This window comes from Gillisella vitis (assembly GCF_021559775.1).
Lineage (GTDB): Bacteria > Pseudomonadota > Alphaproteobacteria > Rhizobiales > Rhizobiaceae > Allorhizobium > Allorhizobium ampelinum.
The window spans coordinates 876,037-892,322 of record NZ_CP056047.1 but is presented as its reverse complement, the minus strand read 5'-3'; the positions used below and the strand labels follow the sequence as shown (position 1 = coordinate 892,322).

The 16,286-nt window shown below is 59.6% G+C and carries 16 protein-coding genes; 5 read left to right on the top strand and 11 right to left on the bottom strand.

All coding sequences use genetic code 11. From position 1 onward, the window contains the following. Positions 1-98 precede the first annotated feature (98 nt). Positions 99-632: a manganese-binding transcriptional regulator MntR gene (gene mntR / locus AVCG78_RS04080; protein WP_234634047.1), complete on the top strand. Its 534-nt coding sequence runs from the start codon at positions 99-101 to the stop codon at positions 630-632. Positions 633-649: 17 nt separating this feature from the next. Here mntR and ppx read toward each other — a convergent pair whose 3' ends face one another. The 4 genes from ppx to AVCG78_RS04060 all read right to left on the bottom strand — a co-directional run bounded on the left by ppx (position 650) and on the right by AVCG78_RS04060 (position 6,578). Continuing rightward, on the bottom strand, positions 650-2,170 hold the full coding sequence (gene ppx, locus AVCG78_RS04075; RefSeq protein ID WP_071204663.1) for an exopolyphosphatase: 1,521 nt from the start codon (positions 2,168-2,170) through the stop codon (positions 650-652). A 176-nt stretch (positions 2,171-2,346) separates the two neighbouring features. Continuing rightward, positions 2,347-4,551: an RNA degradosome polyphosphate kinase gene (locus AVCG78_RS04070; RefSeq protein ID WP_041696409.1), complete on the bottom strand. Its 2,205-nt coding sequence runs from the start codon at positions 4,549-4,551 to the stop codon at positions 2,347-2,349. Between the two features lie 164 nt (positions 4,552-4,715). Then, on the bottom strand, positions 4,716-5,438 hold the full coding sequence (gene hdaA, locus AVCG78_RS04065) for a DnaA regulatory inactivator HdaA (RefSeq protein WP_071585303.1): 723 nt from the start codon (positions 5,436-5,438) through the stop codon (positions 4,716-4,718). Further along, entirely contained in the window at positions 5,439-6,578 is a 1,140-nt protein-coding gene (locus AVCG78_RS04060; protein ID WP_060715830.1) for an AI-2E family transporter, read from the bottom strand. It abuts the gene before it with no gap. A 270-nt stretch (positions 6,579-6,848) separates the two neighbouring features. Here AVCG78_RS04060 and purM point away from each other — a divergent pair, with 270 nt between their 5' ends. Together purM and purN are read left to right on the top strand one after the other, a co-directional pair. Beyond that, complete coding sequence (gene purM, locus AVCG78_RS04055; RefSeq protein ID WP_071204665.1) at positions 6,849-7,922, top strand: phosphoribosylformylglycinamidine cyclo-ligase; 1,074 nt, start codon at positions 6,849-6,851, stop codon at positions 7,920-7,922. Beyond that, entirely contained in the window at positions 7,919-8,608 is a 690-nt protein-coding gene (gene purN, locus AVCG78_RS04050) for a phosphoribosylglycinamide formyltransferase (RefSeq protein ID WP_071204666.1), read from the top strand. Before purM ends, purN begins: the two co-directional genes overlap by 4 nt. Here the strand turns inward: purN and AVCG78_RS04045 are convergent. The 7 genes from AVCG78_RS04045 to AVCG78_RS04015 form a co-directional block, all read right to left on the bottom strand. Beyond that, positions 8,598-9,377, bottom strand: a complete 780-nt coding sequence (locus AVCG78_RS04045; protein WP_071204667.1) for a sulfite exporter TauE/SafE family protein — start codon at positions 9,375-9,377, stop codon at positions 8,598-8,600. The two genes, purN and AVCG78_RS04045, sit on opposite strands and share 11 nt — an antisense overlap. Beyond that, positions 9,374-9,808 carry a YeeE/YedE family protein gene (locus tag AVCG78_RS04040; protein ID WP_071204668.1) on the bottom strand — a complete coding sequence of 145 codons (435 nt, stop codon included), beginning with the start codon at positions 9,806-9,808 and terminating at the stop codon, positions 9,374-9,376. The genes AVCG78_RS04045 and AVCG78_RS04040 overlap by 4 nt, the downstream gene beginning before the upstream one ends. After that, positions 9,805-10,212 (bottom strand): YeeE/YedE family protein, encoded by a 408-nt coding sequence (locus tag AVCG78_RS04035; RefSeq protein ID WP_071204773.1) that lies wholly within the window; start codon positions 10,210-10,212, stop codon positions 9,805-9,807. Before AVCG78_RS04035 ends, AVCG78_RS04040 begins: the two co-directional genes overlap by 4 nt. After that, a complete protein-coding gene (gene bigR / locus AVCG78_RS04030; RefSeq protein ID WP_015915547.1) occupies positions 10,212-10,556 on the bottom strand; it encodes a sulfite-sensing transcriptional repressor BigR in 345 nt (114 codons plus the stop codon). The genes AVCG78_RS04035 and bigR overlap by 1 nt, the downstream gene beginning before the upstream one ends. Then, entirely contained in the window at positions 10,550-11,836 is a 1,287-nt protein-coding gene (blh, locus tag AVCG78_RS04025) for a bifunctional sulfur transferase/dioxygenase Blh (RefSeq protein WP_071204669.1), read from the bottom strand. Before blh ends, bigR begins: the two co-directional genes overlap by 7 nt. A gap of 150 nt (positions 11,837-11,986) precedes the next feature. Beyond that, positions 11,987-12,571 (bottom strand): NUDIX domain-containing protein, encoded by a 585-nt coding sequence (locus AVCG78_RS04020; protein WP_071204670.1) that lies wholly within the window; start codon positions 12,569-12,571, stop codon positions 11,987-11,989. Then, complete coding sequence (locus AVCG78_RS04015) at positions 12,568-14,682, bottom strand: molybdopterin-containing oxidoreductase family protein (protein WP_071585349.1); 2,115 nt, start codon at positions 14,680-14,682, stop codon at positions 12,568-12,570. Before AVCG78_RS04015 ends, AVCG78_RS04020 begins: the two co-directional genes overlap by 4 nt. A gap of 75 nt (positions 14,683-14,757) precedes the next feature. Between AVCG78_RS04015 and AVCG78_RS04010 the strand changes: the two genes are divergently transcribed. Both AVCG78_RS04010 and AVCG78_RS04005 read left to right on the top strand, forming a co-directional pair. Further along, entirely contained in the window at positions 14,758-15,609 is an 852-nt protein-coding gene (locus AVCG78_RS04010) for a 23S rRNA (adenine(2030)-N(6))-methyltransferase RlmJ (RefSeq protein ID WP_071204671.1), read from the top strand. A gap of 32 nt (positions 15,610-15,641) precedes the next feature. Continuing rightward, positions 15,642-16,238, top strand: a complete 597-nt coding sequence (locus AVCG78_RS04005; RefSeq protein ID WP_015915542.1) for a glutathione S-transferase family protein — start codon at positions 15,642-15,644, stop codon at positions 16,236-16,238. The last annotated feature ends 48 nt before the right edge of the window (positions 16,239-16,286 follow it).

Below are 16,286 nucleotides of genomic sequence, written 5' to 3'. Positions count from 1 at the left end.
CTGTTTTTCGAAAGCCGCCGGAGGCTGGTCATCAAGGCCAAGACTTGCTACTGCATTGTTTCGCCTGGACCAGGCCACAGCGCACGGTTGCGTCAAAAATGGTGCAAGGCGAGTACCCCACTGAATACGAGGACCAGCATTTGGCGCGCACGTCACCTTCAAAGCCCCGGACCGGTTCCCTGCCGGATGCCGACGCCCATTCTGAAGGCTTCCGGCAGGCGCGCGAGGCGCAACGCAGCGCGCTGGTGGAGGATTATGTCGAACTGATCGCAGATCTGATCGCCGAAGGTCAGGAGGCCCGTCAGGTCGATATCGCCCAACGGCTCGGCGTCGCCCAACCGACCGTGGCCAAGATGCTGGCCCGACTGACCGAGGGCGGTCTGATTTCCCGCAAGCCCTATCGCGGAGTTTTCCTGACCGAGGCCGGAGAAAAACTGGCTCAGGAAAGCCGGGAGCGGCATGAGACTGTCGAGGATTTTCTGAAAATGCTCGGCGTCTGCGAAAAGACCGCGCGGATCGACGCCGAAGGAATCGAGCACTATGTCAGCGCCGAAACGCTCGCGGCCTTTCGTAAAGCGCTGGCTGAGGGACTTGCCGGATCACGGGCAGATGAGATCAACGATCACCAATAACAACAGCAGCAATCAGCTCACTCAAACCGAAAGGCCAGCCGCTTGCCTGTCAGTTTCGACAGTTGCTGCAAACGGCCATCCAAGCGCTCGCCGGCAAAATCGTGATATTCCTTCGGTATCACGAATTCGAGGTCGAGATCCGACCGCTTCGAGCGCTCGAAGGTCAGGTGATGGACCACGCCCGGCATCGAGGCCGAAAACAGATAGACCACGCGCAGCAGCCCACCCAATAGCTTTGCCCGATCCAGCAGTCTCTGCGTGGCAATGGTGGCGAGCGGACCGGTCTGCCCATCGTCATGCAGGCCTTCGAACCGGTAGTAATTGCTGAGCGCGATAAAGGCCCGGCCCGGATGGCTGATGCCGACAAAGGAGGAGTGGGCAATCAGGTTCAGCGCCTGCAAGCCGCGATAATCGGGATGGGCGCGCCAGCTCAGATCGGCCAGAAGGCAGGCGGCCTGACGATAACGCGCCTCCTCCTCCGTCTCCACGACATCGAAAAACGGCATCATCGCGCCGGACCACTCTGCAAGCTCACGCGCATGTTCCGGCGAGCGGGCGCGCAGGATTGCCAATTCGTCGGCCGCTTCCAGCAATGGGTCCAGCGCGCGGATCTCGTCCGACAGCTTGGAATAAAGATAGCCCTCACGCACGCCTTGCGCGGAAAAGCAGACCCGGGCAGGCTGCATGGCCTCCAGCACTTCGCGAAGCGCAACCGCGCCAAAAGGAATCAATGTGCGGCGGCTCTTGGAAACAGTCTGCCAAGCCGGTGCGCGGGCGCTAACACCAGTCAGGATTTCGTCGAGAAACTGCATCATCTCGGCGGTGGACACTTCATAGCCCTGCATCATATGCAGGGGATAATTGCGGATTTCCATATGCAGCTTGGCAATATTGCGCCATGTGCCACCGACCGCATAAAAGGTCCGGCCTTGGCCATTTTTCAGAAGGCTGGCGGAGCGAACCTGTTTGCGGGTAAAACTGGCCGCCTTTTCAAGAGAGCCTTCTGATAGTTCCGATAGCCGCAAGCCGCCGAGTGGCAGGGTAATTCCCTTGCCAATCGCCTGCCCCTTGACATCGACCAGCTCGAGAGAACCGCCACCCAGATCGCCGGCAATGCCATCCGGGTCGTGAAAGCCGCTGATGATGCCATAGGCGGAATAAAGCGCCTCTTCCTCGCCGGACAGAACTTCGATTTTATGGTCGAGGATTGCTTCGGCCTCGGCGATGAATGCGGGACCGTTTTGCGCCTCGCGCGCCGCCGCCGTTGCCAGCACATGCATGGAGACCGCACGGGCCTGCTGCGACAAGGCGTGAAAACGCTTCAACGCCAAAAGTGCGCGCCTGACACCCTCTTCATCCATCCTGCCAGTCTTGGCGAGGCCCTTGCCCAAGCCGCACAGCACTTTCTCGTTAAAGAGAATGGCAGGCGCCCGCGACAGGCCTTCATAGATCACCAGACGAATGGAATTCGAGCCGATATCGACGACGGAAACAGGGGAAATTCCGGGGAGACGCCCCTGCGCTTCGGATTGGGTCATGCGTATCCAGTTTGGCGTTCACTTGCTTTGCAGGTTCGCTCCGAAAGCCGGTCACCGCCTTTCGGAAATCCTGCTTAGAGTCTGTCAGGTTCAGATTGAACCAGACAGACTCTCGCTACTCTTGTTTTCGTTTGTCTTTTCGGGAAAACTGGGTTCCACTTTTCCTAAGGCAAACTCTAGCTTTTTCGACCGGAGACAACCCCGGCGATCAGCTTCGGCGCGCTCGATTTCAAAGCTTCTCCCCGCCCGGACAGGCTGGGATTGGTCATGAAATACTGTTGCGCGTTAAAAGGTTCCTCGCCCGCACGCACATCGATGCGCCTCGACGTTCCATCGGGCAATATCTCGTAGCTCTGCTGGTTGTCAATCAGATTGCCCAGCATGATCTGTGAGAGAACCTGTTCATGCACGGTTGGGTTGACCAGCGGCACCAAGGTTTCGACACGCCGGTCGAGATTGCGCGGCATCATATCGGCCGAGCCGATATAGACCAGCGCCTTTTCGGAGGGCAGACGATGGCCGTTGCCGAAGCAGAAAATCCGGCTGTGCTCAAGGAAACGTCCGATGATCGATTTGACCCGGATATTTTCCGAGAGACCCGCCACCTGCGGCCGCAGGCAGCAAATGCCGCGAATGACCAGATCCACTTCGACCCCGGCGCGGCTGGCACGGTAAAGCGCATCGATGATCTCAGGATCGACCAGCGAGTTCATCTTCATCCAGATGCCGGACGGCTTACCGTCCTTGGCATTGCTGGTTTCTTCCTCGATATGACGCAGAATGCGCGAGCGCATCGTGTAGGGAGACACCGCCAGCTTCATGTTTTCCTCCGGCTCTCCATAGCCGGTGATGAAATTGAAGACATTGGCCATGTCGTGCGCAATCTTCGGATTGCAGGTGAAGAACGACAGGTCCGTATAGATCTTCGCGGTAATCGGGTGGTAGTTGCCGGTGCCGAGATGGCAATAGGTTCTAAGCTTGCCGTCCTCGCGGCGCACCACCATCGACATCTTGGCATGGGTCTTCAGCTCGATAAAGCCGAACACCACCTGCACGCCTGCCCGCTCCAGATCGCGTGCCCAGCGGATATTGGCCTCTTCATCAAACCGGGCCTTCAACTCCACCAGCGCCGTCACCGATTTTCCGGCATCGGCGGCATCGATCAGGGCGCGGACAATCGGGCTGTCATTGGAGGTGCGGTAAAGCGTCTGCTTGATGGCCAGCACGTCGGGATCACGAGCGGCCTGCAGCAGGAACTGCACCACGACATCGAAGCTTTCGTAAGGGTGGTGAACCACCATGTCCTTCTCGCGGATGGCCGCCAGGCAATCGCCCATATGCTCGCGGACCCGCTCCGGGAAGCGGGCATTGTAAGGCTCAAACCGCAAATCTTCGCGCGGTGCCTTGGTGATTTCGGATATGGTATTCAGCGCCAACAGCCCCGGCAGAACCGCAACGCGGTTATCAGGCACATTCAGCTCCTGCACCACGAACTGGCGCAGCGCCGCTGGCATTTCCGAATCGGTTTCGATGCGGATCACCTTGCCACGACGACGGCGTTTCAGAGCTGTTTCGAAAAACCGGACCAGATCTTCGGCTTCTTCCTCGACCTCGATATCGCTGTCGCGGATGATGCGGAACGTGCCGTAACCCTTGACGTCATAACCGGGATAGAGCCGGTGGATGAACATGCCGACCACGTCTTCGAGCGTGATGTAGCGGATGGTGTTCTTGTCGTCGGGCAGGCGAATGAAGCGGTCCAGCGCGGTCGGCAGGCGCAGCAGTGCGGTCATCGGCTCCTTGCCGTGCAGGCTTTCCAGTTGCAGGCCCATGGAAAAACCGAGATTGGGAATGAAGGGGAACGGATGGGCCGGATCGATGGACAGTGGCGTCAGGACAGGAAAGATCGACTGCTCGAATTCAGTGCCAAGCCAGGTGCGGTCTTCCTCGGAAAGAGCGGAGGGCCGGACGATCAGAATGTCTTCCTTGGCGAGATATTGCTGCAAGACGGCCAGCGATGCCTGCTGTTCCATTTGCAGATTGTCGATTTCCTTGAGGATATCTTCCAGCTGCTCAACCGGCGTGCGTCCATCAGGGCTTTTGATAACAATACCCTGGCGCACCTGGCCTTCCAGCCCGGCAACACGCACCATGAAAAACTCATCCAGGTTGGCGGCGGAAATCGACAGGAAGCGCACACGCTCCAGCAACGGATGGGCGGTGTTCAGGGTTTCCTCCAGCACCCGCCGATTGAATTGCAGCCAGGAAAATTCGCGGTTGATGAAGCGATGCGGGCTGGAGAGCAATTCCTCGCGCGCGACCTCTTCTCCCGCCAGGATAACCGTTTCCTGAGATACCGCCGATTCCGTTACCGATTCCATTGTTCCCGCCTTCGTTTTCAATGCCTTCCGGCATATAAAGGTTGGCGCATCATCCATGATGCTCCAGCCCCTTCCACCCGATAAACTACACTCCACCCTGAAACGGTTTCCGAGTCAGAGACTTGCCCAACTATACCAGCAACACGACGTTCCTGTGACAGGCTTTAGCGATCGTGCGCCACGACCGCGTCCAGAACCTCTGCCGCCAGCGCGCGCGAAATTTTTGCCCGCCGCGCCAGTGCCAACCGGTCCAATTGCTCAACCACGGCCTGGGCGGCAGCCAGCGACCGTTCCATACGCTGAACGATATAATCAACGACCCGCTCATCAATCGCCAATTGGCGGTCGGCAAACAGCTTGACGATCACCTGCGACAGCAAGGCCTCGTCCGGCTCGCCAATTTCAACCAGTGTCGCGGCCTTCAGCCGGGAACGCAGGTCCGCAAGCTTAACCGGCCAGGACAGCGGCCATGTGCGCGAAGTGATCAGCAGGCTCGTCCCATGCTGCTTGACGCTATTGATCACATGAAACAGCTCGACCTCGTCGAAATCCGCCCGGTCAGCGTCCTCAAACAGCACCGCCCCCTTGGATGCGGTCATGGAGGCATCCGCTCCCGACACAGGCAGAATATCAACAGCCCCGCTTTGCGTCCGCCAGATTTCCGCCAGATGCGATTTACCGGAGCCTTGCGGCCCCGACAAGATCACCACCGGTGACGGCCAGTTGGGCCAGGCATCGACAACAGACACGGCAGCCGCCAGCCGGCCAGAGACAAGCAGGTCGTCACGGCCCGATGCCGGCCTGTGGCCCAAGGCGAGCGGCAATTGTTCGCCCGTTTTGCCGTCATATGCTTGGCGTCGGGCCGCTGTCTTGTCGATGTCACGCATTTACGTCTCTGAAATGACGGGAGGGCGGACGTCCTTGATCACGGTCGCCTCCTCACCATAGTATAGATCGCTGTCAAGATACCGCCGCACGGCAAAGCGAACAAGCACGCCAACTGCCGCCGCGCAGGGAACGGCAACCAGAACCCCAAGAAAACCGAAGAGCGAGCCGAAGGCGAACATCGCAAACATCAGCCAAACCGGGTGCAGGCCGACGCTGGAGCCGACCAGCTTGGGCTGAAGGACATTGCCTTCCAGGAACTGGCCAGTGAAGAAGAATACGCCTGTTATGACCACCCAGAGATAGTCCGGCCAGAACTGCACCGCCGCCATGCCCAGCGCCAGAATTAGCCCGACGGATGAGCCGACATAAGGAATGAAGCTGATCATGCCGGTGAAAAACCCGATCAGCAGGCCAAAATTCAAACCGATCAGCGACAGGCCGACCGCGTAGTAAATGCCGAGGATGAGGCAGAGCGAGCCCTGGCCACGCACGAAACCGGCAATGGTCCGGTTCATTTCACGGGCGATTTCCCGCACGGCGCCGACCTGGTTGCGCGGAATGAGGCTGTCCAGCTTGGCCATCATCCGGTCCCAGTCGAGCAGAAGATAGAAGGCGACGACCGGGGTCACCACCAACAGGGAGATGATATCAAGCAGCGCCTTGCCGGAATTCCACAATTGCGACAGAAGCGTGCCGATAAAGCCTGCCCCTTCTGCCAGATAGCGAGAGAAATTGCCCTTGATCGCCGCCATCTGGGTGCTCACCTGGCCATTCAGCCATTTCGGTACCCAGGAGGCGTTGGATTTGGCAATCAGCGCCTGCAACTGGCTAACATAATCGGGGATATTGGTGATGAAGTCGTTGAGCTGGGTGACAAGGACCGGAATGATGATCACCAACGACAAGACGAAAATCACCACGAAGGACACCAGGATCAACACTGTCGCCATCATCCGTGACAGGCCCAGCCGCTCCAGCCGGTCGGCGACCGGATCGAGAAAATAGGCGAGCGCCATGCCAGCCACAAACGGCAGCAGGATGGAGCTGAAGGTCAGCAAAAAGGCGATGACCACCGCCAGCGTGCCGATGCCGAAAAGAACCTGCCGCCAGAAAACGGGGCCGCTGACGCGCTTGATCATGATTTATGTCCTTCCCGGCGGATTGCCTTTTGCAAACTGGATAGGGCGGGCCACAACAGGCCATCCTAGCATCGTGCCGATGAACATGAGATAGGATGGTGTTTCGTCAAGGGTCAAGGTGGCGCGACCGCAATTCGCATATGCAGCCACCACAGACCTTGGAAAACGACGAAAAAGCGGGAGTTTCCGGCCCTTGCGCTTGCATCGCGGCCCCACCCATGCCATGGCGGGCGAAACGTGCCAACCCTGCCAACCAGCGGAGACGAACGGATGAGCCAGTCGGGGAAAAACGGTCTGACCTATAGCGATGCAGGCGTCGATATCGATGCGGGCAATCTTCTGGTCGAAAAGATCAAGCCTGCGGTTCGCTCCACCCGCCGCCCCGGTGCCGATGGCGAGATTGGCGGCTTCGGCGGATTGTTCGACCTGAAAGCGGCAGGCTTTACCGATCCGATTTTGGTGGCGGCCAATGACGGCGTCGGCACCAAGCTGAAGATCGCTATCGACGCGGGCCTGCATGACACTGTCGGCATCGACCTCGTTGCCATGTGCGTCAACGATCTGGTGGTGCAGGGTGCCGAACCCCTGCTGTTTCTTGATTATTACGCCACCGGCAAGCTCGATCCCGATCAGGGTGCGGCCATTGTTGGCGGCATTGCGGCGGGCTGCCGCGAGGCAGGCTGCGCGCTGATCGGCGGCGAGACCGCTGAAATGCCCGGCATGTATTCCGGCGGCGATTACGATCTGGCCGGTTTTGCGGTCGGTGCCGCCGAGCGCGGACAGCTTCTGCCCGCTGGCGATATTGCCGAGGGCGATGTCATTCTGGGTCTTGCCTCATCCGGCGTCCATTCCAACGGCTTTTCGCTGGTGCGTAAGATCGTCGAGCTTTCCGGCCTTGGCTGGGACGCACCGGCACCGTTTGCAGAAGGTGCTACGCTTGGCGCGGCCCTGCTGACCCCGACCCGCATCTATGTGAAGCCGCTGTTGAAGGCGATCCGCGAGACCAAGGCCCTGAAGGCACTGGCCCATATTACCGGCGGTGGTTTTCCCGAAAATATTCCGCGCGTCCTGCCCAAGCATCTGGCCGCCGAAATCAACCTCGCGTCAATCACGGTTCCCGCCGTGTTTTCCTGGCTGTCGAAAACCGGTGGCGTCGCGCAGAATGAAATGCTGCGGACCTTCAATTGCGGCGTTGGCATGATTGTCGTGGTCGCAGCCGAAAACGCCGATGCGGTTGTTGCTGCTCTGGAAGCCGAAGGCGAAACAGTCGCCCGTCTCGGCCGGATGATTTCCCGTGAGGAAGGCGCGCCCGGTACCGTCTACAAGGGAACGCTCGGCTTATGAGTTCGGCACCTTCATCGGCGGTCGAAAGGCCATCTCACCCCAAAAAGCGTGTCGCCGTGCTGGTTTCTGGCAGCGGCTCCAATATGGTGGCGCTGGCCAAGGCCTGCGAAGCGGCGGATTACCCGGCGGAAATCGTTGCGGTATTCTCCGACAAGCCGGAGGCTGGCGGTCTGGTCAAGGCCCGCGATCTCGGCATTTTCGCTGCCGCCTTTCCCCGTAAGGACTATGCCAGCAAGGCTGACCACGAAGCCGCCATTCTGGCGGCGCTGGATCAGGTACAGCCCGACCTGATCTGTCTTGCCGGTTATATGCGGCTGCTGTCGGGCGATTTCATCCGCCGCTATCAGGGCCGTATTCTCAACATTCACCCTTCGCTTCTGCCGCTGTTTCCGGGCCTGCACACCCACCAGCGGGCGCTGGATGCCGGCATGAAGATTGCCGGTTGCACCGTGCATTTCGTCACCGAAGGCATGGATGAAGGTCCAATTGTCGCGCAGGCCGCTGTACCCGTGTTGCCAACCGATACCGCTGATGCGCTGGCGACCCGCACCCTGACGGTGGAGCATCGCATCTATCCGGTCGCCTTGCAGCTGGTGGCAGGCGGCACCGTCACCATGCTGGAAGACGGTCGCATTGAGCGCTCCGGCTTTGTCGCGGATGCTGAGGCGCGGCTGCTCAGCGCGTAATGATCGCGCCGGAGCTTTTGTAGATCACATAGAAGGCAACCAGAAAGATCATCGCCGCAAACATCCGGTTGAGGGTGTTTTTATGCGCGCCGAGCCGGGTTGCCGCCAGAGTGCCGACAATACCGCCCAGCAGACCACCCAGAATGAACTCCGCCGCCAAAGCCCAGTCCACCAGACCTGACAGTGCGTAATTCACAGCCGTCGCCAGCCCGAAGGCCGTGACGGCCATAAGCGATGTTCCGACTGCATTGATCATTGGCATGCCCGTCGCAAGGATCAGCCCCGGAACGATCAGAAAGCCGCCGCCAATCCCGAAAAAGCCGGAGGCGGCACCCGATAGCAGCGCCACAAGCGCCGTCGTCAGGCACATGCGAAGATCCACCGGCCTCGGAGCAGCAGTCACCGCCTTTCTGGGCCGTAGCATCCACACCCCGACAACAAGCATGACGATTCCGAACAGCAGCAGAAGCCTCGTGCCATCCATCGCCTTGCCAAGCGAGGACCCGGCCAACGCGCCAAGCACACCCAAAGCCGCAAACACCGCACCGCAGCGCCAGCGGACATTGCCTTTCAGGGCGTGACTGGCAAAATTGATAAGGGCATTGGCCGAGACCGCCAAAGCGCCCGTGCCGATAGCCACATGCGGTTGCGATACGCCAACCACATAGAGCAGCAGCGGCGTTGCCAAGATGGACCCGCCTCCCCCAAGCAGTCCAAGCGTGAAACCCACCAACCCGCCGGAACCGATAGCCGCAACAAGCGTGTTCATCGGGTGCGTCCCGCCAGGAAGCGATCATGCACGACCATACCGATCACCATGGCCGCGACGAAGATCAGGCTTTCACCATAGCCGAGCGGCAGAGCCGCCAGCGCCGGACCGGGGCAAAAACCGCCCAGGCCCCAACCGATCCCGAACAAGGCCGAGCCTGCCACCAGCCGCAAATCGATGCGGGTCGCGGTCGGCATGACGAAACGATCCGCCAGCACGGGACGGACCATACGGCGCACCAGCACCATGCCGGCGAAAGCCGTGACAACAGCACCGCCCAGCACGAAGATCAGGCTCGGGTCCCAAGCGCCGAAAATATCAAGAAAGCCCTGGACACGAGCCGGGTCCAGCATGCCGGACAAGGACAGGCCGAAACCGAAGAGAAGACCGGATAGGAGCGCGGCAGCAGCCTGCAAGGGGGCGGTTTTCATAGGCTGCCCCTCATGATTGTCACAGTGACAATGCCGGTGAAGAGAAAGGTGACGACCGCAACGAAGGAGCGCGGCGACAGTCTCGCCAGGCCCAGAACGCCATGGCCGCTGGTGCAGCCGGACCCCATGCGTGAACCGAAACCGACCAGCAGGCCAGCAACAACCGCCAGCGGCAGGCTGGCCGTCATCGTCACCTGCGGCCAGGCCCCAAACAGGGCGAAGAACAGGATGGGGCCAAGCATCAACCCAACGACAAATGCGCCATTGATAGCGGTGCTGGCCCCCTGGGCCAGACGTCCGACAATGCCGCTGATACCGGCGATGCGGCCTGTCATCACCAGAAACAGAATGGCGGAAGCGCCAATCATCACGCCGCCGACGAGCGAGGGAAGATAGGTCTGAATCATGCCTCATCCTCCGCACAGAAAATCGTGAACAGGGCGGCAATCAACCGCTGGGTCTTCGCCTCCGTCAGGCGGTAGAAGATCTGCTTGCCCTCACGCCGGGTCTCGACGATCCCTGCCTCGCGGAGCACGGTAAGCTGCTGCGACAGGGTCGGCTGGTGAATATCCAGCTTTTCCTCCAGCTCCCCCACCGACCATTCGCCCTCAACCAGCGTGCAGACCAGCATGAGGCGTACCGGGTGGGCGAGTGTTTTCAAGTGTCCCGCCACTTCATCGGCCCGTTCTTCCATCGCCTTCGGCGTCATGCCGGCGCGGCGCTTGATCTCAGCAAACGGATCTACCATGCGGCCCCCTCCAGAACATCAAGCGGAATTTTCAGGTAGCGGCGGCCATTGTCTTCCGGTTCCGGCAAGCGTCCGCCACGCACATTGACCTGCAAGGCATGCAGAATCAGCTTCGGCATCGGCAGTGTGCGGTCGCGAGCCTGACGCAGGGCGATGAACCCGGCCTCATCCGTAGCGGCCAGATGCGGATTGGCGGCCTTCTGCGCTGCAACAGTGCTTTCCCAACGCGGATTGCGCCCGCCCGGCTGATAGTCATGGCCGGTGAAAATCCTGGTGTCGTCAGGCAGGGCCAGAATATCCTGCATGGATTGCCACAGCATATGGGCATCGCCACCGGGAAAATCGGCCCGCGCCGTGCCGCTATCAGGCATGAACATCGTGTCATGCACGAAGGCCGCATCGCCAATGACATAGGTGACGGAGGCCAGCGTATGCCCCGGCGAAAACATCACCTTCGCATCAATGGAGCCGAGCTTGAAGGTCTCACCATGGCTGAACAGCCGGTCCCACTGCGACCCATCGGTTTTCAGTTCCGGCCAATTGTAGATGCCCTTCCACAGCCTCTGTACATCGGTGACATGCGCGCCGATTGCCGTCGGCGCGCCGGTCTTGCCCTTCAGATAGTCGGCAGCAGAAAAATGATCGGCATGGGGATGGGTGTCGAGAATCCAGGCGACCGTCAGCCCCTCGTCCTCGATATGGCGAAGGATGCGGTCGGCATTGCCGGTCGAGGTCTGGCCGGATTTCTCATCGTAATCCAGTACCGGATCGATGATGGCGCAAACCTTCGTTGCGGGGTCTGAGACCACATATTGCACACTCCAGGTGCGCGGATCAAAGAAACCCTTGACCTGCGGACGGCGCTCGGCACGGCGATTGAGCCAGACGACGGCGGCGCTCAAATCCATGCCATGGGCGGCACCGAAAGATGAGACCTCGTCCACACTCATGCAACCATCGAGGACTTCGCTCAGAACATGCAGGGTCAGCGCCCTCAGGCCGCTGCGGCAATGGGCAAAGACCTTAACCTGACCTTGAGACGCAGCCCGGAAAGCCTCCACGTCAGCCTCGGTGAAATCGGCCATCGTGACCGGGATGAAATGATAGTTCAAACCTGCCTTTTCCGCTGCCTCTCGCTCGGCTTTCGTGCCGGGCGCTCCTTCTTCGGCATCAGGGCGTAGATTGATGAGCGTGGTAAACCCATCGTCCGCCAGTGCGGCAATCTCGTCCATGGAGGGTTGGCTGGAAATGGTAAACGTATCGGAGATGCGGTTCGGCATGGTGGTTCGCCTTCTATCAATATACAATATTATATAATGTATATTGTCAGAACGCACAAGAGCCAAAAGGGCGCAGGCCACCCATCCTCAGCGTCTCAAAACCCTTGCTTGCTTGCCTTGGTCGGAACAGTTCCACCCCGACCGCGCCCCTCAGGCCAGATTGAGCGCCGCCCATTGCAGCAGCATGATGGTCTTACCATCGACGATGTCGCCCCGCTCGATCATCGAAATTGCATCAGCAAGTGGCACTTCCACCAGTTCCAGATCTTCGTGTTCAGCTTCCAGCCCGCCGCCGAGCGACAGTTTTTGCGCCTCAACGATGGGTGAGTAGAAGAAGTGGATCTTTTCCGTCACCGCTCCCGGCGACATATAGGCGGTGAACAGGAAACGTGGCGCGGCAATGTGATAGCCCGTCTCCTCCTCGACCTCGCGGGTCACGGCCTTTTCGGCGTCCTCGCCATCGGTCATGCCCGCTGGCACTTCCAGCAGAAAGGGCTTGTCACCCATCATATAGGCGGGAATGCGAAACTGCCGCACCAGCAGCAAGGTCTTCTTGGAGGGGTCATGCAGCAGGATTGCCACCGCATGGCCGCGATCAAAAACTTCCCAGCTGAGGCGCTGGGTGGTGCCATCCGGTTTCGCATAATCGAACACCATCTTGCGCAGATGGCTCCAGCCCTTCCACAGGGTCTTGTCCTCGACAATGGTAATGCTGGTCGCGTCGAACTTGCTCATGATACCCGAACCCAAACCTTGTTATCGTGAAATGCAGCCCCACCATGGGGTGCAGGCGCGTCGGCACCGGTCAGCACGTTAATGCCCTCACCGTCCAGATGTGCCTTGTTGGGCCAAAGACCTTCCGCCACCAGCACGCCGGGCTTGACCGCATCGGTGATGTTGACGTGGATATGCAAGCTTCCCCGCCGGTTGCCAATCTGCACCACATCACCATGGCCGATACCCAGTGCCGTCGCGTCAGCCGGATTGACCATCACCTCCGGTCTGCCTTCCTTATCACGCGAGGTCTTGGTCTCGGCGAATGTCGAGTTGAGAAAATTGCGGGCGGGTGACGTTGCCAGCCGGAACGGATGCTGGCTATCCGCTGTCTCGATCACATCCATCTGATCGGGGAAAACCGGAAGCGCGGCCACCGGCCCCAGCGAACCCATTGCTCGTGGCGGTTTGTTGGGCGCGGGCGTGCCTTCCCAATCCGGCCTGAAGCGGAATTTCCCATCGGGATGGGCAAAGCCTTTTAGATAATGAGCGTCTTCGAACGGCGGCTGGCAATCCAGCCACTTATCCTGCTCGAAACTGGCAAAATCCGGTTTGCCGCTGGCCGCCAGGATATGGTCGATATGCTCGCGCTCGCTGAGGCCGAAACCCGGAAGGTCCGACACACCCAACCGTTTGGCCAATTCCTCGATAACAAAGAGATTGGTGCGCACCGTGTCCGGCGGCTCGACCAGTTTTGGCCCAAGCAGGATATGGCTCTGGCCACCGCCGCGATAGAGATCGTCATGCTCAACGAACATCGTTGCCGGCAGAACCAGATCGGCAAGCTCCGATGTCTCGGTCATGAAATGCTCGTGCACGGCCACGAAAAGATCGTCGCGCAAAAAACCCTGCTTTACCAGCCGCTGTTCCGGCGCAACATTGACCGGATTGGTGTTCTGGATCAGCATCGCCGTCACCGGTCCGCGATGGCGCAGCGCCTCCGCATCGCCGGTCAGCACCCGGCCAACCTGCGACTGGTCCAGCATGCGAATGTCAGGATCGACAAACGCCGTCCCCATCAACTCGGCTTTGTTGAGCTTGAAAATATCGCTGTTGGAATGAAACGCGCCGCCGCCCTCATATTGCCAGCTGCCCAGCACGGTCGAAAGCGACAGGGCCGCATGCATGGAAACCGCGCCATTACGGCTGCGGGTAAAGCCATAGCCAAGACGGAAATAGGTTTTTTTGGTCTCGCCAACCAATTTGGCGAAGCCTTCGATCTCTTCAATTGAAAGACCGGTGATGCTGGCGGCCCATTCCGGGGTCTTGTCCTTCAGATGCGCTTCCAGCCCGGCGGGATCATCGGCAAAGTCAGCCATATACTCCCGGTCGGCATAACCATCACGAAAGGCGATATGCATGGCGGCGCAGGCCAGCGCCGCATCGGTTCCAGGGCGCAGAATCAAGCCCATATCGGCCTGTTTCATGGTCGGATTGTCGTAGATATCGATGACGACGATTTTCGCGCCGCGATTTTTGCGGGCCGCCACCGCATGGGTCATGACATTGACCTGGGTCGCCACCGCATTGGTGCCCCAGATCACCACGCAATCGGCAACCGCCATTTCGCGAGGGTCCGGGCCGCGCAGCGTGCCGGTGCCCATCACATAGCCAGTCCAGGCCAGATTGGTGCAGATCGAGCCGAAAAAGCCGGAATATTTCTTGGCGTGGCGCAGCCGCTCTATCGAATCGCGCTGCACCTGCCCCATCGTTCCGGCATAGAAATAGGGCCAGACGGCCTCGCTGCCATGCAGTTGCTCTGCTTTGACGAACGCATTGGCGATCTCGTCCAGCGCCGCATCCCAGGAAATTTCCTGCCAGCTGCCCGCCCCTTTTGCGCCTTTCCGGCGCTGCGGCACCAGCAAGCGGTCAGGGTGATAGAGCCGCTCTGTATAGCGCGCCACCTTGGCGCAGATCACGCCTGCGGTATAGCTATTGTCGCGCGCGCCGCGCATCCGGCCGATCCTGCCGTCCGGGGTCAGATCAACCTCAAGCGCGCAGGTGGATGGACAGTCATGCGGACAGGCCGTATGACCAATGGAAGTTTTCAAGGCGGGGCTGATAATGTTCATGGCAAAGTTATAGGCCAAGCCCGCAAAGCTCAAAAGCCCCATTCCAAAAAATCACCAGACCCATCGGAAAAGCGCATGAATTACCGCCACATCTACCACGCAGGCAATTTCGCGGACGTGCTGAAGCATGCCGTGCTGGCGCGGCTGGTCATTTATCTCCAGCAGAAGGACAAGGCATTCCGGGTGCTGGATACCCATGCGGGCATCGGTCTTTACGACCTATCCTCCGACGAATCGCAAAAAACCGGTGAATGGCTAGGCGGAATTGGCAAATTGCTGGACGCCGAGCTGACACCGGCAGCGGCCGAGGTGCTGAAACCCTATCTGGACGTGGTGCGGGCGCTGAACCCGGACGGCGGCCTGACCCGCTATCCCGGCTCGCCGAAGCTGGCACGCGACCTGTTTCGCCCGCAGGACCGTCTGTCGGCGATGGAACTGCATCCAGACGATTGCCGCACACTTTCCCGGCTGTTCGAAGGCGATTACCAGGCGCGGATCACCGAGCTGGATGGCTGGCTGGCGCTGGGCGCCCATCTGCCGCCCAAGGAAAAACGCGGCATCGTGCTGGTTGATCCGCCCTTCGAGCTGGACGGTGAATATGAGCGGCTGGTCGATGGATTGGCGCGGGCCTATCGCCGGTTTTCTGCCGGGGTCTATTGTCTCTGGTATCCCATCAAGAAGGGCGCGCCGATTGCCGCTTTTCACGAGGCCTTGAAAGAGACGGGCATCCCCAAAATGCTCTGCACTGAGCTTTCGGTGAAAAGCGACCGCGATTTGACCGGTCTGTCTGGTTCAGGCCTGATCATCGTCAACGCGCCCTTCACCCTCAAAGATGAATTGCATGCGCTGCTGCCCGAATTGAAGCGGGTGCTGGCGCAAGACCGCTATGCCTCGCAACGCTGCTTCTGGCTGCGCGGCGAAGAGTAAACTCCACCTGACACGCGAACAGGACCAAACCGATGAAGCTGCTTTATGCTCCCGCCTCACCCTATTCCTCCAAGGTCAGGATGGCCGCCCGCGCCACCGGCATTACCCTTGAGGAAATCAAGGTCGATACCAATGCCAACCCACCTGAATTGATCGACAACAATCCGCTGGGCAAGATCCCGACGCTGATTACCGATGAAGGCCAGTCGATTTACGATAGCCGCGCCATCATGCAGTATCTGAACCGTATCTCTGACGGTGGCCTCTATCCGAAAAAGGACGAAAAGCGCACCGAGGCCGAGGTGCTGGAAGCGCTGTGCGATGGCATCACCGATTGCCTTCTGGCGATCGTCTATGAGAAGCGCCTGCATCCGCCGGAAAAGATCCACCAGCCCTATATCGACCGGCAATGGGAAAAGGTCACACGCGGCCTGGACTATCTCGAAACCCATATGCCGAAGATGGGCAAGAAGCTGAACGGCGGCCATTTTTCCATGGCGGGCCTGCTCGGCTACCTAATGCTGCGCTTTCCCGGTGAATGGGAAAATGGTCATGTGGCGCTGACCGAATGGCCGGTGCTGTTTGCCAAGAAATTCGATGGGTATCAGTTGCTGCGACCGCAGGCCTGAAAGTGTTGCCAGGCTTTAAAAGCCTTCCCAGAATCAAGAAGCCCGGCG

Coding starts and splice junctions, on each gene's coding strand:
- hdaA (WP_071585303.1), bottom strand. CDS start 5,438: ATGCGTGACATCGACAAGACAGCGGCCCGACGCCAAGCATATGACGGC.
- purN (WP_071204666.1), top strand. CDS start 7,919: ATGAGTTCGGCACCTTCATCGGCGGTCGAAAGGCCATCTCACCCCAAA.
- purM (WP_071204665.1), top strand. CDS start 6,849: ATGAGCCAGTCGGGGAAAAACGGTCTGACCTATAGCGATGCAGGCGTC.
- AVCG78_RS04020 (WP_071204670.1), bottom strand. CDS start 12,571: ATGAGCAAGTTCGACGCGACCAGCATTACCATTGTCGAGGACAAGACC.
- AVCG78_RS04060 (WP_060715830.1), bottom strand. CDS start 6,578: ATGATCAAGCGCGTCAGCGGCCCCGTTTTCTGGCGGCAGGTTCTTTTC.
- AVCG78_RS04015 (WP_071585349.1), bottom strand. CDS start 14,682: ATGAACATTATCAGCCCCGCCTTGAAAACTTCCATTGGTCATACGGCC.
- bigR (WP_015915547.1), bottom strand. CDS start 10,556: ATGGTAGATCCGTTTGCTGAGATCAAGCGCCGCGCCGGCATGACGCCG.
- ppx (WP_071204663.1), bottom strand. CDS start 2,170: ATGACCCAATCCGAAGCGCAGGGGCGTCTCCCCGGAATTTCCCCTGTT.
- AVCG78_RS04005 (WP_015915542.1), top strand. CDS start 15,642: ATGAAGCTGCTTTATGCTCCCGCCTCACCCTATTCCTCCAAGGTCAGG.
- mntR (WP_234634047.1), top strand. CDS start 99: ATGGTGCAAGGCGAGTACCCCACTGAATACGAGGACCAGCATTTGGCG.
- AVCG78_RS04010 (WP_071204671.1), top strand. CDS start 14,758: ATGAATTACCGCCACATCTACCACGCAGGCAATTTCGCGGACGTGCTG.
- AVCG78_RS04070 (WP_041696409.1), bottom strand. CDS start 4,551: ATGGAATCGGTAACGGAATCGGCGGTATCTCAGGAAACGGTTATCCTG.
- AVCG78_RS04045 (WP_071204667.1), bottom strand. CDS start 9,377: ATGAACACGCTTGTTGCGGCTATCGGTTCCGGCGGGTTGGTGGGTTTC.
- blh (WP_071204669.1), bottom strand. CDS start 11,836: ATGCCGAACCGCATCTCCGATACGTTTACCATTTCCAGCCAACCCTCC.
- AVCG78_RS04040 (WP_071204668.1), bottom strand. CDS start 9,808: ATGAAAACCGCCCCCTTGCAGGCTGCTGCCGCGCTCCTATCCGGTCTT.